The organism is Nitrosomonas ureae (assembly GCF_900108305.1).
Classification (GTDB): Bacteria; Pseudomonadota; Gammaproteobacteria; order Burkholderiales; family Nitrosomonadaceae; genus Nitrosomonas; species Nitrosomonas ureae_B.
Genome location: NZ_FNUX01000007.1, coordinates 78698 through 102610, shown reverse-complemented (window position 1 = coordinate 102610; position 23913 = coordinate 78698). Strand labels below are relative to the sequence as shown.

At 47.0% G+C, this 23913-nt stretch carries 21 protein-coding genes and 2 pseudogenes; 18 read left to right on the top strand and 5 right to left on the bottom strand.

Annotated elements, in window-relative coordinates; genetic code table 11:
• Positions 1 to 7 precede the first annotated feature (7 nt).
• The gene (gene guaA, locus C4S39_RS06115; protein WP_103966145.1) at positions 8 to 1570 is read left to right on the top strand and encodes a glutamine-hydrolyzing GMP synthase; all 1563 of its coding nucleotides are present in this window, start codon (positions 8 to 10) and stop codon (positions 1568 to 1570) included.
• A complete protein-coding gene (locus C4S39_RS06110; RefSeq protein ID WP_103966144.1) occupies positions 1561 to 4038 on the top strand; it encodes a hypothetical protein in 2478 nt (825 codons plus the stop codon). The genes guaA and C4S39_RS06110 overlap by 10 nt, the downstream gene beginning before the upstream one ends.
• 27 nt (positions 4039 to 4065) lie before the next feature.
• Here C4S39_RS06110 and C4S39_RS06105 read toward each other — a convergent pair whose 3' ends face one another.
• Positions 4066 to 7014 (bottom strand): aconitate hydratase, encoded by a 2949-nt coding sequence (locus C4S39_RS06105; protein ID WP_103966143.1) that lies wholly within the window; start codon positions 7012 to 7014, stop codon positions 4066 to 4068.
• A 303-nt stretch (positions 7015 to 7317) separates the two neighbouring features.
• Here C4S39_RS06105 and C4S39_RS06100 point away from each other — a divergent pair, with 303 nt between their 5' ends.
• From C4S39_RS06100 to nudB, 3 genes are all read left to right on the top strand, one after another.
• Entirely contained in the window at positions 7318 to 7632 is a 315-nt protein-coding gene (locus C4S39_RS06100) for an FmdB family zinc ribbon protein (RefSeq protein ID WP_103966177.1), read from the top strand.
• A 76-nt stretch (positions 7633 to 7708) separates the two neighbouring features.
• Entirely contained in the window at positions 7709 to 9496 is a 1788-nt protein-coding gene (gene aspS / locus C4S39_RS06095; RefSeq protein WP_103966142.1) for an aspartate--tRNA ligase, read from the top strand.
• An 11-nt stretch (positions 9497 to 9507) separates the two neighbouring features.
• Positions 9508 to 9963 (top strand): dihydroneopterin triphosphate diphosphatase, encoded by a 456-nt coding sequence (gene nudB, locus C4S39_RS06090; RefSeq protein ID WP_103966141.1) that lies wholly within the window; start codon positions 9508 to 9510, stop codon positions 9961 to 9963.
• 197 nt (positions 9964 to 10160) lie between these two features.
• Here nudB and C4S39_RS06085 read toward each other — a convergent pair whose 3' ends face one another.
• On the bottom strand, positions 10161 to 11144 hold the full coding sequence (locus tag C4S39_RS06085) for a cadmium-containing carbonic anhydrase (protein WP_103966140.1): 984 nt from the start codon (positions 11142 to 11144) through the stop codon (positions 10161 to 10163).
• Positions 11145 to 11489: 345 nt separating this feature from the next.
• On the opposite strand from C4S39_RS06085, the gene C4S39_RS06080 reads away from it, so the two are divergent.
• The 6 genes from C4S39_RS06080 (at position 11490) to C4S39_RS06055 (ending at position 16355) form a co-directional block, all read left to right on the top strand.
• Positions 11490 to 12179, top strand: a complete 690-nt coding sequence (locus C4S39_RS06080; RefSeq protein ID WP_103966139.1) for a TIGR04282 family arsenosugar biosynthesis glycosyltransferase — start codon at positions 11490 to 11492, stop codon at positions 12177 to 12179.
• The gene (locus C4S39_RS06075) at positions 12172 to 12861 is read left to right on the top strand and encodes a TIGR04283 family arsenosugar biosynthesis glycosyltransferase (protein WP_103966138.1); all 690 of its coding nucleotides are present in this window, start codon (positions 12172 to 12174) and stop codon (positions 12859 to 12861) included. Before C4S39_RS06080 ends, C4S39_RS06075 begins: the two co-directional genes overlap by 8 nt.
• A 40-nt stretch (positions 12862 to 12901) precedes the next feature.
• The gene (locus C4S39_RS06070) at positions 12902 to 13948 is read left to right on the top strand and encodes a methyltransferase domain-containing protein (RefSeq protein WP_103966137.1); all 1047 of its coding nucleotides are present in this window, start codon (positions 12902 to 12904) and stop codon (positions 13946 to 13948) included.
• A gap of 2 nt (positions 13949 to 13950) precedes the next feature.
• Entirely contained in the window at positions 13951 to 14895 is a 945-nt protein-coding gene (locus C4S39_RS06065; protein WP_103966136.1) for a radical SAM protein, read from the top strand.
• Positions 14896 to 15549: 654 nt separating this feature from the next.
• Positions 15550 to 15744, top strand: a complete 195-nt coding sequence (locus C4S39_RS06060; RefSeq protein ID WP_103966135.1) for a hypothetical protein — start codon at positions 15550 to 15552, stop codon at positions 15742 to 15744.
• 239 nt (positions 15745 to 15983) lie between these two features.
• A complete protein-coding gene (locus tag C4S39_RS06055; RefSeq protein ID WP_103966134.1) occupies positions 15984 to 16355 on the top strand; it encodes a hypothetical protein in 372 nt (123 codons plus the stop codon).
• 114 nt (positions 16356 to 16469) lie between these two features.
• On the opposite strand, the pseudogene C4S39_RS06050 reads toward C4S39_RS06055, so the two are convergent.
• The 3 genes and pseudogenes from C4S39_RS06050 to C4S39_RS06040 form a co-directional block, all read right to left on the bottom strand.
• Positions 16470 to 16604 (bottom strand): annotated as a pseudogene (locus tag C4S39_RS06050) (IS3 family transposase); the annotation flags it as partial.
• Between the two features lie 309 nt (positions 16605 to 16913).
• Positions 16914 to 17723, bottom strand: coding sequence for an NYN domain-containing protein (locus tag C4S39_RS06045; protein WP_103966133.1), 810 nt, complete (start codon positions 17721 to 17723; stop codon positions 16914 to 16916).
• Positions 17724 to 17905: 182 nt separating this feature from the next.
• Positions 17906 to 18835: a LysR family transcriptional regulator gene (locus C4S39_RS06040; RefSeq protein WP_219817920.1), complete on the bottom strand. Its 930-nt coding sequence runs from the start codon at positions 18833 to 18835 to the stop codon at positions 17906 to 17908.
• 96 nt (positions 18836 to 18931) lie between these two features.
• On the opposite strand from C4S39_RS06040, the gene C4S39_RS06035 reads away from it, so the two are divergent.
• The 7 genes and pseudogenes from C4S39_RS06035 to C4S39_RS06010 all read left to right on the top strand — a co-directional run bounded on the left by C4S39_RS06035 (position 18932) and on the right by C4S39_RS06010 (position 23897).
• Positions 18932 to 19657, top strand: a complete 726-nt coding sequence (locus C4S39_RS06035) for an SDR family NAD(P)-dependent oxidoreductase (RefSeq protein WP_103966132.1) — start codon at positions 18932 to 18934, stop codon at positions 19655 to 19657.
• Positions 19651 to 20133 (top strand): RidA family protein, encoded by a 483-nt coding sequence (locus tag C4S39_RS06030; RefSeq protein ID WP_103966131.1) that lies wholly within the window; start codon positions 19651 to 19653, stop codon positions 20131 to 20133. The genes C4S39_RS06035 and C4S39_RS06030 overlap by 7 nt, the downstream gene beginning before the upstream one ends.
• A gap of 153 nt (positions 20134 to 20286) precedes the next feature.
• A pseudogene (locus tag C4S39_RS06025) lies at positions 20287 to 20547 on the top strand (transposase); the annotation flags it as partial.
• A gap of 286 nt (positions 20548 to 20833) precedes the next feature.
• The gene (locus tag C4S39_RS06020; RefSeq protein ID WP_103966130.1) at positions 20834 to 22606 is read left to right on the top strand and encodes a hypothetical protein; all 1773 of its coding nucleotides are present in this window, start codon (positions 20834 to 20836) and stop codon (positions 22604 to 22606) included.
• Positions 22607 to 22735: 129 nt separating this feature from the next.
• Positions 22736 to 23026, top strand: a complete 291-nt coding sequence (locus tag C4S39_RS06015; RefSeq protein ID WP_074721539.1) for a hypothetical protein — start codon at positions 22736 to 22738, stop codon at positions 23024 to 23026.
• Positions 22992 to 23228 carry a hypothetical protein gene (locus C4S39_RS15130; protein ID WP_146059748.1) on the top strand — a complete coding sequence of 79 codons (237 nt, stop codon included), beginning with the start codon at positions 22992 to 22994 and terminating at the stop codon, positions 23226 to 23228. The genes C4S39_RS06015 and C4S39_RS15130 overlap by 35 nt, the downstream gene beginning before the upstream one ends.
• A 66-nt stretch (positions 23229 to 23294) precedes the next feature.
• Positions 23295 to 23897: a DUF4202 domain-containing protein gene (locus tag C4S39_RS06010; RefSeq protein WP_103966129.1), complete on the top strand. Its 603-nt coding sequence runs from the start codon at positions 23295 to 23297 to the stop codon at positions 23895 to 23897.
• The last annotated feature ends 16 nt before the right edge of the window (positions 23898 to 23913 follow it).

The following is a 23913-nucleotide window of genomic DNA, read 5'->3' as shown; positions in this document are numbered from 1 at the left end:
GCGCATAATGCATCAAAGAATCCTGATCCTGGACTTCGGTTCCCAATATACACAGCTGATTGCCCGTCGCGTCCGCGAAACGAATGTGTATTGCGAATTGCATCCCTATGATGTCGATGCGAAATTTATTAAAGCCTTTGCACCCCAAGGTATCATTCTTTCCGGTGGGCCCGCTTCGGTTATCGAAGATGAAACACCGCGTGCGCGCCAGATTGTGTTTGAACTGGGTGTGCCGGTGCTGGGTATCTGTTATGGTATGCAAACCATGGCGGCACAGTTAGGCGGATCGGTGGAGAGTGCACCGGTACGCGAATTCGGTTATGCGGAAATTCAAACAACGCAGCATGGCATATTGTTTCAGGATATTAAAGATCGAGTCAGTATGGACGGAAACAATATTCTGGATGTCTGGATGAGTCATGGCGATGCTGTGATTGCATTACCGGAAGAGTTTGAGGTCATGGCGCTTAACGCTGCTACGCCTATCGCCGCTATGGCGGACGATAAGCGCCGCTTCTACGGCATTCAATTTCATCCCGAAGTCACGCATACGCCGCAGGGCAAGGCGATAATCGACCGGTTTGTGCATGATATTTGCGGCTTGGGGCGTGACTGGAACATGCCGGACTATGTCGAGGAAGCGATTAATGGAATCCGTGCTGCGGTTGGCAGTGACCAGGTTATTCTGGGATTGTCCGGCGGTGTCGACTCATCGGTGGCAGCGGCGTTGATTCATCGTGCTATTGGCGATCAATTGACTTGCGTATTTGTCGATAATGGTTTGTTGCGTGCCAATGAAGCCAAGCAGGTGAGGGAAACCTTTGCCGGAAACCTGGCGGTTAAAGTGATTCATATCGATGCCAGCCGTGATTTCTATCGCAGTCTTACCGGTATTAGCGATCCGGAAACCAAACGCAAGATTATCGGGCGTGAATTTGTCGAGGTATTTCAGCGCGAATCGGCAAAAATCAATGATGCCAAGTGGCTCGCACAAGGTACGATTTATCCCGATGTGATCGAATCAGCCGGTGGCAAGACCAAGAAAGCACATACGATCAAATCGCATCACAATGTCGGAGGATTGCCGGAAACATTGCATCTGAAACTGCTCGAACCGTTGCGGGAATTATTTAAGGACGAAGTGCGCGAGCTGGGATTGGTACTGGGTTTGCCGCGTGACATGGTATTTCGCCATCCGTTCCCAGGGCCTGGGTTGGGCGTGCGCATTCTGGGCGAAGTCAAATACGAGTATGCCGAACTGCTCAGACAAGCCGATCAAATCTTTATTGAAGAATTGCAACACTCCGGCTGGTACGAGAAAACCTCGCAAGCCTTTGCGGTTTTTCTGCCGGTCAAATCCGTCGGTGTGATGGGAGACGGACGCACTTACGAATACGTGATTGCACTGCGAGCTGTGCAAACCCAGGATTTCATGACCGCCAACTGGGCGGAATTGCCATATTCGCTACTCGGCAAGGTTTCTAACCGTATCATCAATGAAATCCGCGGCATCAATCGTGTCGTTTACGACATTTCTGGTAAACCGCCGGCCACGATTGAATGGGAATAGAGCGCAAGTTCAAACGGCCGGTGAGCTGGTTGGCAGGTAGGGAGCTTCTAGCCAGCCTTGAAAGTATTCTAAGTTATCTATTAAATGGTGAAAAGCAGGATTCCAAGGACTGGATGTTTGCGGAAGCCATTACACTTCCTCACTGTAATGAGGGTAAACAAGAATACTGGTTTGATTATATTGCCGATACCGGCGATGGATCGCGAGCAGTCTATAATGTTGCCTATTTATGCATGAGCGGATTGTGGCTCAAGGATGGAAAGATAACACAGGGACATCCCATTTCACTAAGTCAGACTGGCGAATTTAATCAGCGGCTGCCGCGAGGTGAGTTTTTATTCGTCGGTGGAGATACGGCCTATCATACAGCGGATATTGCTGCCTTGAAAGAACGCTTCCAAACACCTTTCAATTGGGCTTATGAGGATATTGCAGTTACTACCGGAGAAAAGATAGCGCAACGCCCAATTTATGGTATCCCGGCTAATCATGATTATTATGATGCTTTGGATGGCTTCAACCGGCAATTCTGCCGCCCGATTGTGCGAGATATTCATCCTCTTGTTCGCGAACAAGAGGATCTTACCGATCCTCAATTGGGATTGCATGGTTTCAGGCGTGAACAAAAATCAAGCTATGTCTGGTTAAATTTGCCTTTTGGCTGGAGGCTGTGGGGGCTTGATTCACAAGCAGGCAAGATGGATAAGCGCCAACAGGCTTTTTTTGTCAGTCAGTTTTGTGACAAGCTTACCCAGGATGGAAGCTTGTTTGATGAAAACAAAAAAGAGGAAGTGCAGGAAACGCTGCGCAATGCAATTCCCGATAAATTAATTGTTGCCACACCCGAGCCCAGCACTGTATTGGGAAAGTGCGCAGCAAGTCATGCCGCCATGACGGAATTATTTTTACGATTGGGATTAGAGCCCGCTTTTCTGCATGACGGCAGGCTGAGCCGTAACAAGTGCCGTCTGGATATTTCAGGGGATGTCCATCATTATGAGCGTTATTGGGGCAACTCCCATGAGCATGGAGAGCCTGGTAATTATGCTTCCGTGGTGGCAGGCGGTGGTGGCGCCTTTCTGCATCCAAGCCATACGGATGCTGGTGAAATCAAGAAACAAAGCGTGTATCCGGCTGAGATGGATTCGCATCGCGAAGTGACGCAGCGGATTCTCAATCCATGGCAGATCTTCCTGGGTGGTTATGCATGGTTAATTGCTGCAATGGTTGGTTTCATCACCTATTTTGCAGTGACCGTTCCACAAAGCACGTGGTCTTTATTCAAGCTCATTCCCGACAACTTACGCCCGGACCGGGGAAGTCAGGATTTTCTGGCGCGTATTCAGAGAGCACTGACTCTTCCGGATACCCATGCAATCCTCAGCGGATATTGGATCGATTTGATTTACCTCATTTTGTTTGTTGCATTTTTGATCGCATGGCGGCTAATGAGCGTCCCGGAGTTATCGAAAGTTAAATATAGCGATTCACGGGATATCTGGAACAGGCGTCTGGCAACATTTCTCATTCCTGTTGTATTGTGGCTTATTCCCTTATTAATTCTGATCCTTGAGCCGGGAGAGTCGACTCCTCCATTATTCCTGGCGGCTATTTTGATTGGTTTGTCGTGTGTGGCAGGGCTGCTGATATTCAGTCTTATCCGATGTTACAGTGATATTTTATTCGAACGCGCCAGAATCAGAAAAGAAACCTGGTTGGATTTTATTCCCTTATGGATATTGAGCATAATGGGAATTTTTTATATTGCTGTGGGTTTTCTGCATTATGGCGTATACAAGGCATCGATCATGAGTTTTGATTTGCTGGTCATCGTTGTCTGGTCATTAGTCATTCTAGGCTTAACCACATTTCCATTTTTTGCATCGGATAAGCCCGGAGTGGCTAAAGCCAATGCAGGCAAATTTCTGGCTTTGGGTTTTTGGCATGCCATCCTGCAAATCTCAATACCGGTGTGTTTGGCTTTGTATGCCGATTGGGCAAGCTGGCTGATTATTTGTGGTGCTGCGATAGCAATAACATTGATTGCTGGACGCTTGTTTACATCTCAATATTTTTTCAAGGAATTTTCGCCGGATATTCAGAAAAAAATTGGTCAAGGGTTATTGATTTCCTGGATTGTGACCGGAATGGCCGTATTCTTTGCAGCTATGCAACAAGGTGAGCTTGTTGCGGTAGACGCATCGCGTTTGCTGATGGCTTTTTTGTCAGGAGCGATATTTGGCTGTATTTGGCTGGGCTGGTATCTGGCGGTATCCTTGGCATTTAATTGCCATAATAATGAAGCTGGCGGAGGCGCGCGATCCGAGAAATTTCGCCACATGATCCGCATTAAGCTAACAGAAGATACCTTAACCGGATATGTGATCGGGATTGATGTACCAGAAAAAGATATCAGCAGAACCAGGATCTGTCTGGTTGATATGTTTACCCTGAAGGCAGGAAAATAAGGTTATGCTGTGCATATCCGCTCGTGATTAGCTCATTAAATCTCTCAGTACATAAGGCAAAATACCGCCGTGCTTGTAATAATCGACCTCAATGGCGGTATCAATGCGGCACAACAGTTGCACTGATTGACGGCTGCCGTCTTTTTTGTGTATCACCAGTGTGACATCTTTCTGCGGTTGAAGATTATCCAATCCTGAAATATCAAATCGTTCATCACCTTTAATTCCAAGGGTTGCAATGTCGTCATTGTCTTTGAATTGCAGTGGCAGAACACCCATGCCAATCAGGTTGCTGCGGTGGATGCGCTCAAAACTGGCTGCAATCACCGCTTTGACTCCCAGAAGTTGCGTACCCTTGGCGGCCCAGTCGCGGCTTGAGCCAGTGCCGTATTCCTTGCCACCGAAAACAACGGTAGGAATGCCTTGTGCACGATATTTCATTGCGGCATCATAAATGCACATCTGCTCGGGTGCAGCGCCGATTGTACCCTGATAGAGTGTAACGCCGCCTTCACTGCCGGGGATCATCAGGTTCTTGATACGCACATTCGCAAAGGTGCCGCGCATCATCACTTCATGGTTGCCGCGGCGGGCGCCGTAGCTGTTAAAGTCTGCCTTGGTGACATTGTGTTCCAGCAGATACTGGCCAGCCGGAGAAATATCCTTGATTGAGCCGGCCGGACTGATATGATCGGTGGTCACGGAATCACCAAATACGCCCAGTGCAAAGGCATGCTTGATGTCATTGCTGTTGCTGTTGCTGTTGCTGTTGCTGGAGGCTGCCGGTTGCAGCGAAAAATTCTCAAAAAAAGGCGGCTCAGCGATGTAAGTGGATTGAGGCCAGCTGTAGGTTTGTCCGGTGACGGTGGTGACGTTATTCCACAATTCGTGATCTTTGGTAAGGTTGCTGTAGAGTTGCCGGAAAGTATCCGCATTCGTGGCAAATTTCATCAACGTATGAATTTCCGCGCTACTGGGCCAGATATCTTTTAACCATACCGGTTGATTGTTTTTACCGATGCCGACGGGTTCCACAGTCAAGTCTTTCAGCATCGAGCCAGCGATGGCATAAGCAACCACTAGCGGTGGAGATGCTAAAAAATTGGCGCGGATATTCGAATGAATGCGTGCTTCAAAATTGCGGTTTCCTGACAGCACCGCCGCGCAAATCAGATCATTCTTGACGACGGCTTCTTCAATCGGCTCGGCTAAGGGTCCGGAATTACCGATACAGGTGGTGCAGCCATAACCGACGAGACTAAAGCCCAGTTGTTCCAGATAAGGCAACAATCCGGTAACGGTCAGGTAATCGGTAACTACGCGCGAACCCGGCGCCAGTGAAGTTTTGATATGATGTTTGACCGACAATCCTTTCTCGACAGCCTTTTTGGCCAGTAATCCTGCGGCGAGCAGTACGCTGGGGTTAGAGGTGTTGGTGCAGGATGTGATGGCGGCAATCAGGATATCGCCATGACCTAATTCGACCGAAAAGCCATTTAATTTGTGCGCAGATAATTCGATCGGATCGGGTGTGGGCCGATTGCTGGTCATCTCGGCGACGTTGCGGGATGCCATTCGTCGTTCGACAGGCGCCGCATGGCTTGCTGTTGAAGGGCTGTCCTCTTTCGATATCTTACGGGGAACCGGCGATGACAACCGGCTCTCATCCGCATCGCCGGAATCGATATGAGTGCATACCTCGGGATCCTGATCCCGGTTAGTACGGGTCGAGTATCGTTGCTCGATATCGTCATCTTGTTTGCCATAACCGCTTTCGTTAACGGGTTTGTTGAAGAGCTCGGTAAATTTTGATTTAATCGCGCTCAACTCAATACGATCCTGTGGTCGTTTGGGGCCTGCCAGTGATGGCGCAACCGAGCTTAAATCCAGGGTCAGTTCGCTGCTATAGTCGATGTCGCCCTGGTGGGGAATGCCATACATCTGCTGTGCTTGAAAGTAGCTTTGAAATGCTTTGATCTCTTCATCGTTGCGTCCTGTGCCTTTGAAATATTCGATGGTGACATCATCAACCGGGAAGAATCCCATCGTAGCGCCATATTCTGGAGCCATATTGGCGATGGTGGCGCGATCGGGCAATGTCAATGAGGCTGTTCCTGCGCCGTAAAACTCAACAAATTTACCCACTACGTTGGATTTGCGCAGCATTTCTGTGATTGTCAAAACCAGATCGGTTGCAGTGACACCCTCGCGCAACTGTCCCGTGAGATTTACACCGACTACATCGGGCGTAAGGAAATAAACCGGCTGTCCCAGCATGCCGGCTTCTGCCTCAATGCCGCCGACACCCCAGCCCACCACGCCGATACCGTTGATCATCGTGGTATGCGAATCAGTGCCGACTAAAGTATCGGGATACATTAATCCATCTTTTTGATGGATGCCGCGCGCAAGATATTCCAGATTGACTTGATGCACAATACCGATCCCTGGTGGAATTACCTTGAAAGTGTCAAACGCCTGCATGCCCCACTTAATGAACTGGTAGCGTTCATTGTTGCGGGAGAATTCAATTTCCATGTTGTGATTCAGTGCATCTTTGCTCCCGTAATAATCAACCTGAATCGAGTGATCCACCACCAGATCAACCGGCACCAATGGTTCGACCAGTTTTGGGTTTTTCCCCAGTCTGACTGCCGTACTGCGCATGGCGGCGAGATCCACCAGCAATGGCACGCCGGTGAAATCCTGCAATACAATGCGCGAAACGACAAACGGTATTTCGTCTACCCGGGGAGCATCCGGTTTCCACTGTGCCAATTGACGGATATGCGCTTCGGTGATTTTTTTATTGTCATAGTTGCGTAACACCGATTCCAGAACAATGCGAATCGAAATCGGCAGACGGGAGATTTTCCCGGCGCCGTTTTTCTCCAATGCGGGAAGTGAGTAATATTTCACGCGATTTCCATGGGGAAGAATTAATTCATGCAGGCTGTTGAATAAATTGTGATTCATGGCAATCTTCCTGAAGATAAGTGCGACTGGGCGGATAAATAAACGATTCTGGCCATAATATATAATTTTGATCCAATAAAGTCACGTGCGGACAGTGGGTTTTTCCTGTCTGTAGGTGTAAATGAAACACAATTCATCGGCATTATGACAATTTTGATACCATGCGGCGCATTAACGGTAACCGAAAAAATAGAATTCATTGTGGTGAGTATGATTTCCCGTTTCGTAGCGATTGCATACTTAAAACAAAACAGGTTAAGGTATAATCCCCGGTTTCTCAATTTTGGATTGTTGGAGGTCTCTATGCCTATTTATGAATATCTTTGCAATTCATGCGGTGCCGAGAAAGAGCATTTGCAAAAGATTAGCGATGCACCCATTGCCGCATGCCCTGTGTGCGGCAGTAATAACTATACCAAGCTGATTTCTGCTGCGGGATTTCAATTGAAGGGCAGCGGTTGGTACGTAACTGATTTTAAAAATAAGACGAAACCAGCAGAGACTAAACCTGCTGCGAAGGAAAGTACCGAAAGTACGCCATCAGCACCACCTGCAGCTGCGGATGCAGCTGCGAAAAAAGAGAGCAGTCCGGCAACGACTGCAACAGCCGTTGATTGATTGACCTGAGCGTCATCATATCGCGGTGATCAAACCAGAAATTATCGATCTCACTACTTAGACCCTTGAAACAATTATGCGTACAAATTACTGTGGCGCCATTAATGCCGAATATCTAGATAAAACAGTAACTCTCTTTGGTTGGGTGCACCGGCGCAGGGATCACGGAGGCGTGATATTCATTGATCTGCGTGATCGCGAAGGTCTGGTGCAGGTGGTATGCGATCCCGATAACGTGGAAACGTTTCAGGCAGCGGAAAAAATACGCAATGAATATGTACTGAAAATTACCGGTAAGGTACGAAGACGGCCTGAAGGAACGATCAACACGTCTTTGGTCAGCGGTGAAATCGAGATCCTGGTGGCGGCTATTGAGGTTTTGAACATTTCATTGACGCCGCCATTTTTGATGGATGACGATAATATCAGTGAAGTCGTGCGGTTGGAACATCGCTATCTGGATCTGCGCCGTCCGGCGATGCAATCGAATCTCCGTTTGCGTCATAAGGTTGCCATGGCGGTTCGCATATTTCTGGATCAACATGGGTTTCTGGATATTGAAACGCCAATGCTGACCAAATCCACACCGGAAGGCGCGCGCGACTATCTGGTGCCGTCACGGGTAAATGCCGGGCATTTTTTTGCCTTGCCGCAATCACCACAGTTGTTCAAGCAGCTTCTAATGGTGTCAGGTTTTGATCGCTATTATCAGATTACCCGTTGTTTTCGTGATGAAGATTTGCGCGCGGACCGGCAGCCTGAGTTTACCCAGATCGATATTGAAACTTCATTTCTGTCAGAGAATGAAATCATGTCTCTGATGGAAGAGATGATGCGCGGATTATTCAAGAATGTGAGCAATGTGGATTTACCCAACCCATTCCCGCGATTGACCTATGCCGAGGCTATGTTCAAATATGGTTCCGATAAACCGGACTTGCGCATTCCACTGGAATTTACCGAGCTGACCGACATCATGAGAGATGTTCCTTTCAAGGTTTTCCGTGAGGCAGCGGAAAAACCGGACGGACGGGTGGCGGCCTTACGTGTACCTAATGGCGGTGAATTGTCACGCAAGGAGATTGATGATTATACGGCTTTTGTGGCTATCTACGGCGCCAAGGGCTTGGCTTATATCAAGATTAACCGCCTCTCCGATGGTTTGGAAGGATTGCAGTCGCCGATTCTGAAATTTCTGCCGGAAGCTACAATTCAAAACATTCTTGCCCGTACTAAGGCTCAGGATGGCGACTTGATTTTTTTCGGTGCGGACAAGACCAAAATCGTCAATGAATCTTTAGGCGCATTGCGCATCAAGGTTGGTCATCAGCACGGTCATGCCGAATCGGAATGGAAGCCGTTATGGGTAATTGATTTTCCGATGTTCGAGCGGGATGAGGAAGAAAATCGCTGGCAGGCGTTGCACCATCCTTTTACATCACCGGCTGATGGGCATGAGGATTTGCTCGAAACCGATCCCGGCCAGGCGCTTTCCAAGGCTTACGATATGGTTCTGAATGGCTCCGAAATTGGCGGCGGCTCAGTCCGGATTCATCGCCAGGATGTCCAGTCCAAGGTATTCCGTGCTTTAAATATTTCCGAACAGGAAGCGCAGGAAAAATTTGGTTTTCTGCTGGAAGCGCTTCAGTACGGCGCTCCGCCGCATGGCGGCATTGCATTTGGCTTGGATCGTATTCTGACCATGATGACCGGCTCAGAATCTATTCGTGACGTCATTGCGTTCCCTAAAACCCAGCGTGCGCAATGCCTGCTGACTCATGCGCCCAGCACTGTCGATGAAAAGCAATTGAAGGAACTTAATATTCGCTTACGTCAGGTTGATACCAAATCAAGTAGCGGATAGCCATTGTTTTAATGTACAAGATTCCGGTTTCCGTGCTGGTGGTTATTCATGCGATTGATTTGCAGGTTTTATTGTTGGAACGCGCGGATCATCCAGGTTACTGGCAATCGGTTACAGGCAGCCAGGATCCCGGAGAGACGCTACTTCAGACTGCGATGCGGGAAGTATCTGAAGAAACAGGACTCAATTCCGCTGATTATGAATTGACCGATTGGCAGATTCAGAATCGATATGAAATTTACCAGGAATGGCGCTGGCGTTATGGACCTGATGTAAGATTCAACACTGAGCATGTATTCGGTTTACGTTTGCCGGAAGTAACGCCGATTAGAATATCGGCCAGGGAACATTTGAATTATGTCTGGCTGCCTTGGCAGCAAGCAGCTGAACAAGTATTTTCAAGCAGTAATGCTGACGCTATTCTGAATTTGCCCGCGCGCGTGCAATTTGCTCAAACCGACACCTGATCGATATCGCCCGTACCGTGCAACTGTTTGAAATAAATTATTAAAATCTCTTGTATTTTGATTCTAAGATTGATAAACGGATAAAATGCAAAAAGAGGTAGTATCACAACATCACAGCGATGCGCACCTCCCCGTGACAGTCCACGGAGAGGTGGTTCGAGATAGAATTCGTCCCGATAATGTCTCACAAGCCCGAGTTATGCAATTGGGATAATGGGTAAAGATCCATGACCCAGAATCGAGGCAGTGGCTACATTTTGCAGGGTGATGGCTTTGGCGATGCGTTGCTCATCTTCCCCATTAGCGGTTGAATTGATATCCTTTGCCGCGTTGCCGAATGCCCAGGCATCAACTACAAACATGTCGTATTGTGGTCCGTATTTGGAACGAATTGCAGAACGATCCACAGTGGTACCCACCCGTGTATTTAAAGCAATACCTAATTCATTGTGTTGCCCCGTTAACTCTTCATAGACTGCGCCTGTATCCTGCGCGGCCTGGATTATGGATGCCCTGTTTTCAGCGAAGAAACCTGCCTGACTTAAGCGATTCTTGGCCTGTTGAACAATGGATTCTTTTTCTGATCCGGTTATATTAATACCCAGTTGGTTAGTCAGTGAAGCAAGATCATTAATGCGCTCGGTGATATGCTGATATATCGTCGGCGCTTTGGAGCATGCGCCGCAACCGCAGTCACTATGATCGTCGCCATGTACGCCAGTCTGGTGCCCCTTTTCTTTAAGTTTGTTAATGGTTTGTGTGGTTAACTGTTCTTCATTGATGTCAGTGGCGGCTGAATTGCTTCCAAGATCGCCACCGTACACTATGCTTAATGTACCTCCGGCTGCACAAGGAGCACTTTTGCGATAGCCGCTTTTATCGGTACGGCCATCAACACATATTTCCGGTACTGAGCCGTCTACCGGAACATTAAACAAACCGGCTGAGATGGCTTGATACATTTCATTTAAAATTTTCCGGTCAATATCGTTGCGATTGTCAGGTCCAATAGACCCTATGCCTAAATTGAATTGACCCAGGGTAATGTATTGAGCATTACTTTCTTCATCGGTAGTTGATGAAGTTGCCGTTTCTTGCTGCGTGCTGGTACCTGGAGTAGCCGAGGCTGATTCTTGACTGCCTGTAAAATGTTTTAACAGATTCTTTAAACTTTCAAACATTTTATATATCCTTTGTAGTAATTGGTCAGTTGATCATAATTTCTATTTCATACTTGCCATATTCAAAGAAATGCGAGGAAAGGGCAAATCTCGTCAAAGCCACATAACCGGTATGTCATGATTAAAACAGGGTTAATTGACTAGACGACAGAATTCTAACACTACTTTTTCAGGTAACAGGTAGTTATTCTGCATTTTCTGCATCAGGAGCGACGAATTTATAGTATATTTCAGTTTATTTATTTGATTATTATGAGTAAAATATTAAATAGTGCAGTGGTTTGATGTGATTTCCTTATTTTTCATGCAAGGTTTTGAACTGAGAGAATTTATCTTGATGATCACATGAGCAAAGTTATTCTTGTTTTACTGTGCAAGCGGTCGGCTCCCGGAGTAGGTAAGCAAAGGCTGGCTGCGAGCTTAGGTGTGAAAGCAGCTCGGAAAGTTGCTGATGCATTACTGGCCTGCGCACTGGAAGATGCAAGGGCATGGCCGGGCCCGGTAGTCATTTCCCCCGCCGATCAGGGCGACGTGGAGTGGGCGCAAGCCTTATCATTGTCAACTCATTTTCCGGTAACTGTTATGCCGCAGGTGACGGGAAATCTGGGGCAACGGCTCAATGCGCTAGATCGGGCATTGCGTGCGCAAGGTGGTGAGCAATTAATATTTATTGGCAGTGACGCACCAGGATTGACTACGGTAGATTATGAGACAGCGCGCGCCGCACTGCAGCATCATGATATCGTGTTGATCCCCGCTCTGGATGGCGGCGTTGTGCTGATGGCAAATCGATGTGCATGGCCAAACCTGAGCGTTTTGCCGTGGAGCAGCGATCGCTTGGGCATCTCTTTGAGAGACATTTGCCGCAATGCAGGAAAATCCGTGACGACGATAAAACAAGGTCATGATGTTGATGAGCTGAAAGATTTGATAAGGTTGAGTAGTTTGCTGCGACAGGATAAACGGCCTGCGCGCCGTATGTTGCTGGAACTTGTTGATACGATTGTTTCGTCTTCAGAAATACCTTATGGTTAAGTGTAGCGTCATCATTCCCTGCTATCACGATGATGGGGAATTAGCGCGTCTACTGGAGCAATTGCAGCAATTACCGAATGAGCCGTACGAAATTATTGTTGTTGATGCTGCCAATAGCGCCTGCTGCTTAAATATTTGTAAACAATTCAGGGTGCAGCGGTTGGTGAGTGATCCTTGCCGCGGGCAGCAATTGCGCATTGGCGCAAGTCAGGCTACGGGTGATGTGCTGTGGTTTTTGCATGCGGATGCGCAACTCTCAACCGATTCAATCAGAGCGATATCAAGCGCGTTAGCACGAGGCGCGATCGGTGGTTATTTTCGGTTTCGCTTTGCCAAACCGCGTGCCTGGCAAGCTTTTATCCTGGAACCGGCGATTGCGCTGCGATGCCGCTTTGGCGTTCCCTACGGTGACCAGGGGATTTTTATCAAGCGTTCAATTTATCAACAAACCGGCGGACATGCACCTTGGCCGTTATTCGAGGAAGTGCCTTTGGTGCGATCAGTCCGCCGTTGTGGTAAGTTTGTATCTTTGTCCGAGCCTGTTTTTGTAGATTCGCGCCGTTGGCAGCGTGATGGCTGGTGGCGGCGTACCTGGCATAATCGCAGGCTGGCCTGGAATTTTATGCGTGGCGCCAGACCGCAGGAACTTGCCGCAAGATATCGTTCTAAAATTGGTTCGTGAATGACATAATGGTACAAACCATTCAATAAGAGGAAACATAATGCAAGAGAGCGTGCAAAAATATTATGGCGAAACTCTCACGGGTACTCAGGATTTATTGACGAATGCATGTTGCACCGATACCGGGTTGCCGTATTTTGTAAAACCACTGCTGAACCGGGTGCATGCGGAAGTGCGAGCGCGCTATTATGGCTGTGGCCTGGTGCTGCCTGAATTACTGGAGGGATTAACCATTCTGGATTTGGGATGCGGTGCGGGGAGGGATGTGTATGTGCTCTCGCAGTTGGTCGGAGAAAAAGGACGAATTGTCGGCGTGGATATGACTGAGGAGCAATTGGCGGTTGCACGTCAGCATGACAAATATCATCAGAAAGCCTTTGGTTACAAACGCAGCAATGTGCGCTTCCTGCAAGGCTATATCGAACGGTTGCACGAACTTGAATTGGCGGATGCCAGCATGGATTTGATCGTATCGAATTGCGTTATTAATCTGGCGCCGGATAAGGCGGCGGTATTACGTGAAGCCTTTCGTGTATTGAAGCCCGGAGGCGAATTGTATTTTTCCGATGTCTACAGCGATCGCCGCATACCAGCGGCATTGACGCATGATCCGGTGTTGTATGGCGAATGCTTGAGCGGTGCACTATATTGGAATGATTTTTTGCAATTGGCGCGCAAGAATGGCTTTTCCGATCCACGTTTGGTCGATGATCGATCAATTGACACTAATAATCCTGAATTATCAGACAAGATTGGCAGTATTCGTTTTTATTCCGCAACGTATAGGTTGTTCAAATTGCGCGATCTGGAACCAGCTTGTGAGGATCATGGGCAAGCGGTGGTATATAGAGGCACGATTCCCCATTACCCTCATGCCTTCCGGCTGGATAAGCATCATTTCATTGAAACAGGCAAGCAGTTTCCAGTGTGTGGCAATACCTGGCGCATGCTGCATGACACGCGATTCAGGGAGCATTTCGATTTTTATGGCAACTTTGACCGGCACTTCGGTATTTTTCCAGGTTGTGGCATGGGCATTCCGTTTGCTGATGCAACCACCAGTGAGCGAACCAGCGGGTGTTGTTGAGCATGAATGCTACTGTTTTATCTGCATCCGAAAAATTTCATGCTCGTTCTAGGTCATGGTACGTCACACACGACGATAAGCCGCGTGGCTTTATCCGTTCGCATGCTTTAGAAGAACTGTGGTTTCATACCGGTACCGCGTGTAATCTGGCTTGCCCTTTTTGCCTGGAAGGATCAAAACCGGGTGATGATCGTCTGCAGCTCATGCGTCTCGATGATGTTAAACCGTTTATTGACGAAGCGATGGCTCTGGGTGTTAAGCAATTTTCCTTTACCGGAGGAGAACCTTTCATTAATAAGGACATAGTGCGAATTCTTGATCATGCGTTACAGTATCGCCCTTGCATGGTGTTGACCAATGCTACGGAACCACTGATCAGGCGTTTACCGCAATTGGAATCATTGCGTGAGCATTTTCATACCGTGCATTTCCGGGTTAGTTTGGATCATTTCCTGGCGCATGAGCACGATAAAGGCCGTGGTGAAGGAATGTTTTCCATGGCATTGGATGGTTTATGCGCTTTGAACGATATGGGATTCAGTGTATCCGTAGCTAATCAGAAAATTGCCGGCTTGCCGGCAAGTAAAGTGGCCAAGTGCTTTGCCGAGGTCTTTCGCGGTGCGGGTTTGCCGGAAGATTTGCCGCGGATTGAATTTCCTGAATTCTATCCACCCAATGCCGCAGTTCCTGCTCCTCAGATTACACAAAGTTGCATGGTGGATTATCAGACCGAATCGACCCGGCGTAAATTCATGTGCGCTTTCAGCCGCATGGTGGTAAAAAATGCCGGCGAGTGCAAGGTCTATGCGTGTACGCTGGTTGATGATGATGCCGATTATGCGTTGGGGAAAACATTGGCTGAGAGTCTGCAAGAACCGATAAGTATGAAGCATCATCGCTGTTACAGTTGTTTTCGATTTGGTGCTTCATGCAGTGAAATGAAATGATCACGATGGGGTGCCATTGATCGGTTGAGTCAACATGAGCCTTGATAGAGGCCATCTCATGGTGTTTGCGCGTGCTTGAGATCTCTGCATGATTGTCATCCTGTGCCGGATTTCAAATGCTCTCAATTCTTTAATTCCTGTTTTTTCTTATAAAATAAATAGGATACTACATTTTTCTCAATGGGATTTGACTGGATGGCGACCGAGGTTTTTCCCGATAAAACATCTCATAGCATGAGAAAAGAAGGTTATTTAACCGCATAGCAAAAGTTCCGCAGGCTTACTCGCGATCTTGAAATATGGTCGATAGAGATTGTGGAGCTCGTGATTCTAATAGACCATATTCTATGGTGGTGAGAGAGGGGTGAAGGATTCAGTCAGAACATGTTACGCAAGTTATAAAAAAGAAAGGTATATCAGTCCGGGAATTTTTCCGTATTTGCCCAGAGATAAAAAGAAGGTATTTTTGGGGAGGAAATATGTGGACAAAAGCTATTTTGTTGAAATGATACGAAGAGGTTATTCGTGGATATGTATAAAATCAGCTCAAAGCAATGGATGAGATGGAAGGTTTGAGCAACTATCCTTCTTTCAAAAGCTGGTCGATTGCGATCGAGTTTTTTATCCTGAGTTTAATAGAAATGAAAAACGATCATGCAAATTAACTGGATCAAATGCAAAGAACAGATGCCGCAGGATGATGATTCGGACATAATTGTTTCAGATCAAGGGACTTATTACATCCTGCCAAGTTACATGATCAGCAGAATGCGTAGATCTGCAATTATGAATGCTTATGAATGGATACCCTATACAGAAGAAGCCTGGAAGGAATTAACCAGGAAATGAAAGAGATCGCTCCTGGTCATACATACGAACTGAGGCATCTGGATAGTGATCAGGTTCAAAGATTGCAGTTTGTTAACCGAAACCCAACAGTCTTGTAACTGTGAATAGAAAAACAACCGAATTCATTTAACAGATATTGGTAAAGTGATGGTATCAACATAACATTCAATGAGGTAACTAAATGATATACGATATTCTTACGTTGAAAATTAATATGTTAAATGTAGAGAGGTTATCGAATGGCTGACTGGAAAGCATGGACCGGGACTAAAGAACAACTTCAAGAAATGACGATGTCTGAAGATGGATTCATAATGAAGAATATTCTTGGAACCGAATCCCCTGTTCTAAAAGTAACTGACTTTGATTCTGATGAGCATGTTTTGGAATATATTGATAATAATGATTCGACGCATTACTTGATAATTGAATACGATTCATTGCGTAATATAAAAATCAGGCAGGCAGAAACAGGTCAACCAATTTGGTATCGCTCCATATTTTCTTCCAAGGAATTCCCTGGAACGCAGACTTGCTTCCCTAATTGGTATATGAAAGATGTTGAATACTCACTAAAACCGTTCGATGTAACAACCAACTCGCAAGAATAAGAAATCCCGCTGCTTGCGGCGGAGTTCTTTATCTGTATTAGTTTCGAGCTAATCGTACAAAGCACCTGAAATAGGGTGAATCGCCCCGGGTTTCCTGAGACTGTTTGGTTTGAGTCAAATCGCATCGACTGACTCGCTTAGTTGCCGATAATATGCCATTTCAAATTCCACTGGTGGAATATTTCCGATCGGCTCCAGTAACCGGCGATTGTTGAGCCAATCCACCCATTCCAAGGTAGCAAACTCCAAGACAGCCGTTTTTCTGCCTCAACCACAGTTAATCCACTTTCTTTGAAAAATTTAACTGATTGCTCCCTGGATTTCTGACTATATTGTGTGCGGGGTAATTCCATCTCTATCCTCCATTGCATGTTTCTATTTTATGAGACTTCGGATTCCATGAAAATCAGCATACCTCATTATCCAGTCATCAATGTCGAAAATTGTCCACCAGTTTTTAGTTATTCACCTGACATGCAATTGCTGGTGACTGAAATGATGTTGAGATAGGCAGAAATGATTGCCAATGAATCGGCTGCCTAACCGCTGATAAATCTTTCAGTTTTTAGTACGAAGATAGAAAATCTTCCTATTTGATCCTGATGTTTGCCGTTCTTCGGTTTCAAACAGGTCCTTCTTGGCTTTTACGAGATCAGAGAGTTTTTTATAGCCATATAGCCTTGAATCAAAATCTGGTTGCAGTTTAGTCAAGTAGCTACCAAAAACACCGAGGCTTGCCCATCCTGTATCATCTATGGATTGTTCAAGTGCGGTCAGCACAAACTCTTCTGGAAATTGGGGTTTTTGCTCTACTGCCTTTGTAGCAGCTTTAGTTTCTGTAGATTTCTTTTTAGTCTTAGCTTCGGGTGGGGGTTCGGTCAATTCGCTGGCTGAGCTTGAACGCAGAATTTCAGTAAATACAAACTTGTGGCAAGCATTGCGGAAAGCATCTGGCGTTTTCTTTTCACCAAACCCAAGAACCATAAGACCCTCTTCACGAAGTCGTATGACAAGGCCAGTAAAATCACTGTCACTGGTGATCAAACAAAATCCATCAAATTTTCGCGTATAGAGTAAATCCATCGCATCAATAATCAATGCGCTATCCGTAGCATTCTTACCAGTTGCATACGCAAACTGCTGTACCGGCTTGATGGCATATTTTTGCAGCACTTTCTTCCAGGATGAGCTCGCTGAGGCAGTGAAATCGCCATATATGCGTTTTACAGTAGCTTCCCCAAACCTTGCGATTTCGGCAAGAAGACCTTCGATGACGGCTGCTTGAGCATTGTCAGCATCAATCAGAACTGCTAATCGTAGCGTTGGTTCTTCTGGTTCATTTTTTGCTGCAAGTCGTGTAGATGCCAAGATAGCTCCAATTTATAATCACAATCTATCAGTATAGGACAAACATAATGAAACATAAATAAACCTAATCCTCTTAACTTTAAGTGTTGAACTACAGCATTAGTAATAAATAACACAACCGATATTATAATTCTATAAACAATGTGTTAATGCTATTCAATTTTTTAAAGTATCAAGCTCTTCTATTTTTGGGGAATGGGCAGAAATAGCCAAAATGGACTTTTCCATTCCTTTAAAGCTTCAAGAAAGACATGAAGCCGTGAAGGTAGGAATTTCCTTGTTGGATAAACGGTATGGACTACAATTTCAGGAGAAGACCATTCGGGCAAAAGGCGGATAAGCTTGCCGTTTCTGATTTGCTCATCACAATACGTCATCGGCAACAAGCCGATCCCATGCCCCCGATAAGTAAAGTCGCTGACCGACTGAAAATCGCGGCTGGCTATTGAACCAGCTACCTGCACTTTCGCTGTTTTTCGCCCATTTACCAGTTCCCACTCTGTCTCATTATTTCTCCCGCCAAGGATGACGCATTGATGCTGCATTAAATCATGTGGCTTAGAAGGAAGCGATCGCCCTTTTAAATAGTCAGGTGCTGCGACGACATAGCGGATACTCGTACCGATACGTTTGGTAATGAGTGTCGAATCCTTCAATCCCCCAAAACGGATACCGGCATCGATGTTTTCCGCTATTAGATCAAGATAGGAATTGGTAATGAAAAGATCGATTTTGATCTTCGGATAATTGTTCTGGAAGTCTGAAAGAAACTTATAAAACGGTTCTTGCCCCATAATTACCGGCACGGTGATTCTGAGCGTGCCTTCCGGGTTTCTTTGGATCTGCGTTAAGACATTCTCGGCATCATAGAGATCGTTCAGCAGCCCGTTGCACTGATTGTAATAATCGCGGCCCTGTGCAGTGAGGTTCAACTTACGTGTCGTTCTTTGCAGCAGGGTCACGCCCAGCTGCTCTTCAAGGTTGGAAACCGCACGGCTCACGGTTGAGACAGGCATGCTCATAGCCTGCGCGGCGCGACTGAAACTTCTGAACTGCGCCACTTTTACAAAAACTGCGATATCGTTCAAATTCAACATATCCAATTTTTGCATAAATGGAAAAGAGATTCCATAAATTCTCATCTAATCAAATAACTCTATTTGATGCACAATCTTCTTCGTCAACTTAATATAACAAAGGAGAATTTTATGTTTAAGCAAAAAACCATCATTGTCACCGGAGGTTCTCAGGGTATCGGCGCGGGCGTTGTCAATGCCTTTATTGAGCGTGGTTACAATGTCGTTGCGACTTCACGCAACGTAACCAAATCCAAAGAGCTTGTGCAGTCTGACAATTTAGCGTTAATCGACGGCGATATCGGACAGGCCGTTACAGCGCAGAAAGTCGCCGAAACTGCAATCACCAGGTTTGACTCCATCGATGCGCTGGTCAACAACGCAGGTATCTTTTTATCCAAGCCTTTCACCGATTACACAGCAGAAGATTTCAGGTCCCTGATTTCGACCAATGTAGAAGGCTTCCTCTATATCACGCAGTTCGTTGTCAAGCAGATGCTGAAGCAAAAATCCGGGGGTAGCGTCGTTAGCATTACGAGTTCGTTGGTAACACATCCGATTGCTGGTTTAAGCGCTTCGGTTCCCATGATTACCAAAGGTGGCATAACGGCAAGTTCATTAAACCTTGCCAGTGAATATGCAAAGGAGGGCATACGTTTCAACACCGTTGCTGCCGGTATTGTCGATACGCCGCTGCATAAGGATAACCCGAAGGAATTTCTTAAATCACTTTCTCCCATGGGGCGCATTTCGGACACGAAGGAAATCGTCGATGCAGTCATTTATCTGACGGAAGCGCAAGCTATTACTGGGGAGGTGCTACACGTGGATAACGGCGCACATGTCGGCAAATGGTAAGCGCGGAACAGAAACTCAAGACTCTCGGCATTACGCTCCCGTCGATGCCGATGCCGCTCGGAGCTTACGAAATGGCTGTGCAGGCCGACAATCTGCTCTTCCTCACCGGTATGCTTTCGATTAAAAGGCGCGAGCCGAAATTTATCGGGAAGCTTGGCAAGGAACTGAATGCAGAAGCAGGGCGAGAAGCTGCGCGTATGGCAGCACTAAACGCGCTTGCCGTCGTTCGTAAGCATTTAGGTTCACTCGATAAAGTAAAGTGTATCGTCCGCACCAGCTTCTTTTTGGCGGTCTCGAATGATTTTATCGATCACCCGATAGTGGCAGACGGAGCTTCTGAGCTTTTCCGTGATGTCTTTGGTGCGGACAGGCTATCCGTTCGCTCGGTGGTTGGTGTTGTGAGTTTGCCGCTTAACACGCCTGTTGAAATAGAAGTCACTTTTGAAGTTATTCTTGAATCCGCCCCGTATAGCTAATGATAATTTTGACCTGGTCAAGGTGATGTATGCCGTCAAATATGGGGCGGCGAGTAGATTTGCAGAGTGTATCCCGTCAGCGCAAATTGGACAAAATAGCCTGATTGCATAAGAGAGAGTTTTGGCTCATCGTAACTCTAAATAGAAGGTACGATGATGACAGAGAAGAACAATCAAAACCGCAGTGTTGAGAAAACCATACGCGATATACGTCGTGCAACCCGCCGCAATTATTCAACAGAAGAAAAGATCCGCATTGTGCCAGAAGGTCTTCGAGGAGAAGACAGTATTGCAGAGCTATGTCGTCGTGAAGGCATCAATACCAATATTTATTACCGCTGGTCGAAGGAATTTCTGGAAGCTGGGAAGAAGCGATTATCCAGAGATACCGTTCGCGAGGCGGCGTACAATGAATCCTGATTTGATATCCGCGCACTATTCAAACATACACGATTAACCGCTGTCAAATCCGCTAACAAGCCGTCAAAAAACGTTTTCGAGAAAGCCGATGCAAGGTATAAACAGGTGAAAAGGCGCATTTTATAGGTCATTAATGAACCTTTTGATCCTGTTCTTAACACATCGTAACAGCAACGCAGATCGTTTTTCAACGTGCTAATAGCAATTGCGCAATACGGGGTACAATTCCCTTCATAAGCGCATTGATCGTTTCCGAGCCATAACCTTACCGAGGTCATCAATGAATTTTTTGCGACTAAATTTTTGGATGATATGTCTATGGGCGTGGCTTCACATACCGTTGGTATCGGCCAACGATATTGCATGCGAGCAAACCGGTGCGGCACGTATCTGGATTTCGCCGCTGTCTCCTCAAACCGGTCAACCGGTCAAAATCATGGCTGTGTCAATTGACGGCCCGCTATCGGAATTGATTCTGATGGATTCGCAGGACCAGCCAATACCGTTGCAATTCCGGCAGCGCGGCGGGCCACCCTGGAGTTTAATCGCAAGCTTGAAAAACCTGGATAGCGGCCTCTATCGCATCACCGCAACCCGAAATAGCCAACAAGCTGGATGCCGTTCGATGGTCATTGGCGAAGCCGCCGTTCAGGAAAAACCGGAGACATGGAATCTGGCCACCGAAGCCTTTTATTCTGCCTGGATCGAGGAATTATTCGGCGCGCCGCCAGAGGAAAATCTCAGTTTCAATTCGCTGGAACCGGTGTTGCGCAACAACGAGCGAAATTTTCTTCATAATTATTTAGGACTTAATGAAGACAGCAACCTGCCGCTGACGCCGGACTGCGCGGATCTGCCCTACACGTTGCGCGCTTATTTCTCCTGGAAAATCGGCCTGCCGATGGCTTTTCGCGCGTGTGGACGCGGCTCGGCCAAAGCACCGCCGAGTTGCGGCACACCCACCATCATCAGCGAATTTACTCGTGGCGTGCAGTCGCAAACCAATTTCCGCAAGCGCTACCGGCAACTGGCCGATACCGTGCATTCCGGTTCGTTGCGAACCGGTCTCACCGCTGATAATACCGACTGGTACCCGATTCCACTCAGCCGCGAAACGTTATGGCCGGGTAGCGTGTATGCCGATCCCTATGGCCATATTTTGGTATTGGCCGAATGGGTGCCGCAAACAGCCGATCGACCCGGCATGCTGCTGGCGGTCGACGCCCAACCGGATAACTCGGTGGCACGTAAGCGCGTATGGGAAGGAACGATGTTATTTTCCAACACGGAGAATGCCGGGCCCGGTTTTAAAGCATTCCGCCCGGTCGTGCTGCCCGCATCGGGCGCAGGGCGCATGCTGTCGAATCAGGAATTGAATGATCACCCCGATTTTATGCCCTTTTCTTTGGAACAGGACTATCTCACACCCGATGATTTCTATGCCCGGCTAACGCAGTTGATCAATCCGCAGGGATTGGATCCATTGCAAGCGTACGAAGCCATGCTGACGGCACTGGTCGAGCAAGTGGAAACCCGCATCAATTCAGTACAGAACGGTGAAATGTATTTCCACAAAAATCCGCGCAACACAATCGCGATGCCCAGAGGCGCAGCAATTTTTCAAACGATCGGTCCTTGGGAAGATTATTCGACACCATCGCGCGATATGCGCTTGATCATTGCGATCAATGTGTTGAACGGTCTTCCGGAGAAAATCGTGCGACACCCGGAATTATTCGTGCTGAACGGCCAAAGCCCGGAACAAGCCAAGACCATGATCGAACGGCATCACGCCAAGCGCGCCAAGGAACGTAGCATCCGTTATATCCGTTCGAATGGCAGCGAATGGGAATTGACCATCGCTGAGGTACTGGCGCGCAGGCCCGATTTCGAAATCGCTTACAATCCCAACGACTGCGCCGAGATACGCTGGGGTGCGCAACCGGATACCGAAGAGTATGCGACTTGCCGCCGCCAAGCACCTGCGGAACAACGCGCCCGGATGGCGCAATACCGCGTGTGGTTCCGGGAAACGAGCAGACCAGTACCTTGAAAACAGCCGCACTCCGGATTGCAAGTCATTATCGCATTCCTTTGATCAGCAACAATACATGCAGTAATTTTGCTGATACTATGGCCATAGTGAAAGACGTTCAAATTTTATCAACAAGGAGATATTAAAATGACTGACAAATCCATTCCCCAAAGATTACAAGAGGAGCTTACCAATCTGCAATCGGTCGTTGACGAAGTTAAATTGCAAATGCACCTCGGGACTAAGGAACTACAAGATAAACTACAGCCGCATCTGGAAGAACTCGAGCAGGAATTAAGCCAGGCCAAAGAAAAATGGGAGGCTTTTGAAAGCAGCTCGGAAAGCGCGTGGGAGGATATTCAAACCGGCTTGAGAAAATCGTTCAAATCGATGGAGCAAGCGTTTGAAAGAGCGAAACAGCACTTTCCACCAAAATGAAATTTTTCAAACAAGAGCAGTTGCAAAGCCTGTTCGGCCAGATCATGAATGCATTGACTCACCTGGCGAAGATGGCATGATTTGTCCGGCTGAAATAGAAACTGCTAAGATGAATCTTCTTCTTTATGTTTCAATTATGTTTATTCAAAACAGAAGCGCTTTAACTTCAATTGCTAATACTTATGCTTCGAGTGCTTTTTAGCGGCCTGTCAGGAAATATGTTTTAATCCTGCATCGTTCAACAAATACCAGATTAACCGGCAATCATATGACCAGGCAATGCTTCGACAAAGCAAAAGCGCTAATCGACGCAGCGAATTGTGAAGATCCGAACCGCGAAATCAGCGAAGGGAAGGATTGGCCGAAAGAATTGCTTTATTCGCGCCGCATGTCTGACATGCTCGAACGCTATGCGCCCGATGCCGATGATGCCATAAAACTGGCGGTGAGTGCTCAGCACATCCAGCGCTGGAAATCGCCACGCAGCGATTATCCGATGGATCGAAAGGGGTATCATCAATGGCGTACCGAGTTAAACAAATTTCATGCCGACACCGTTGCCGATTTGCTCGCTAAAGCTGGATATGAAAATACATTCATTGCACGCGTAACCCAGGCCGTTGGCAAGAAATCGCTTAAAACCAATCCGGATACACAGTTATTGGAGGATGTTGCCGGACTGGTTTTCTTGGAACATTACCTGCTCGACTTTGCTGGCGAGCACCCTGAATACGACGAACAGAAGTGGCTCGATATCATTCGTAGAATTTGGAATAAGATGTCCGCTCAAGCTCATCAATTCATACTCGCAGGACACATCAGATTACCGGATTCACTGGCGGCGCTGATCAAGCAAGCGGTATCCGAATAAATCACGATTCTGTAAT

Excerpts from the sequence above, each read along its gene's own strand:
- C4S39_RS06070 (WP_103966137.1), top strand. The coding sequence starts at position 12,902 with ATGCAAGAGAGCGTGCAAAAATATTATGGCGAAACTCTCACGGGTACT.
- C4S39_RS06060 (WP_103966135.1), top strand. The coding sequence starts at position 15,550 with ATGCAAATTAACTGGATCAAATGCAAAGAACAGATGCCGCAGGATGAT.
- guaA (WP_103966145.1), top strand. The coding sequence starts at position 8 with ATGCATCAAAGAATCCTGATCCTGGACTTCGGTTCCCAATATACACAG.
- C4S39_RS06015 (WP_074721539.1), top strand. The coding sequence starts at position 22,736 with ATGACTGACAAATCCATTCCCCAAAGATTACAAGAGGAGCTTACCAAT.
- C4S39_RS06080 (WP_103966139.1), top strand. The coding sequence starts at position 11,490 with ATGAGCAAAGTTATTCTTGTTTTACTGTGCAAGCGGTCGGCTCCCGGA.
- aspS (WP_103966142.1), top strand. The coding sequence starts at position 7,709 with ATGCGTACAAATTACTGTGGCGCCATTAATGCCGAATATCTAGATAAA.
- C4S39_RS06100 (WP_103966177.1), top strand. The coding sequence starts at position 7,318 with ATGCCTATTTATGAATATCTTTGCAATTCATGCGGTGCCGAGAAAGAG.
- C4S39_RS06055 (WP_103966134.1), top strand. The coding sequence starts at position 15,984 with ATGGCTGACTGGAAAGCATGGACCGGGACTAAAGAACAACTTCAAGAA.
- C4S39_RS06085 (WP_103966140.1), bottom strand. The coding sequence starts at position 11,144 with ATGTTTGAAAGTTTAAAGAATCTGTTAAAACATTTTACAGGCAGTCAA.
- C4S39_RS06010 (WP_103966129.1), top strand. The coding sequence starts at position 23,295 with ATGACCAGGCAATGCTTCGACAAAGCAAAAGCGCTAATCGACGCAGCG.
- C4S39_RS06065 (WP_103966136.1), top strand. The coding sequence starts at position 13,951 with ATGAATGCTACTGTTTTATCTGCATCCGAAAAATTTCATGCTCGTTCT.
- C4S39_RS06105 (WP_103966143.1), bottom strand. The coding sequence starts at position 7,014 with ATGAATCACAATTTATTCAACAGCCTGCATGAATTAATTCTTCCCCAT.
- C4S39_RS06020 (WP_103966130.1), top strand. The coding sequence starts at position 20,834 with ATGAATTTTTTGCGACTAAATTTTTGGATGATATGTCTATGGGCGTGG.
- C4S39_RS06110 (WP_103966144.1), top strand. The coding sequence starts at position 1,561 with ATGGGAATAGAGCGCAAGTTCAAACGGCCGGTGAGCTGGTTGGCAGGT.
- C4S39_RS06075 (WP_103966138.1), top strand. The coding sequence starts at position 12,172 with ATGGTTAAGTGTAGCGTCATCATTCCCTGCTATCACGATGATGGGGAA.
- C4S39_RS06030 (WP_103966131.1), top strand. The coding sequence starts at position 19,651 with ATGGTAAGCGCGGAACAGAAACTCAAGACTCTCGGCATTACGCTCCCG.
- C4S39_RS06040 (WP_219817920.1), bottom strand. The coding sequence starts at position 18,835 with ATGCAAAAATTGGATATGTTGAATTTGAACGATATCGCAGTTTTTGTA.
- nudB (WP_103966141.1), top strand. The coding sequence starts at position 9,508 with ATGTACAAGATTCCGGTTTCCGTGCTGGTGGTTATTCATGCGATTGAT.
- C4S39_RS06035 (WP_103966132.1), top strand. The coding sequence starts at position 18,932 with ATGTTTAAGCAAAAAACCATCATTGTCACCGGAGGTTCTCAGGGTATC.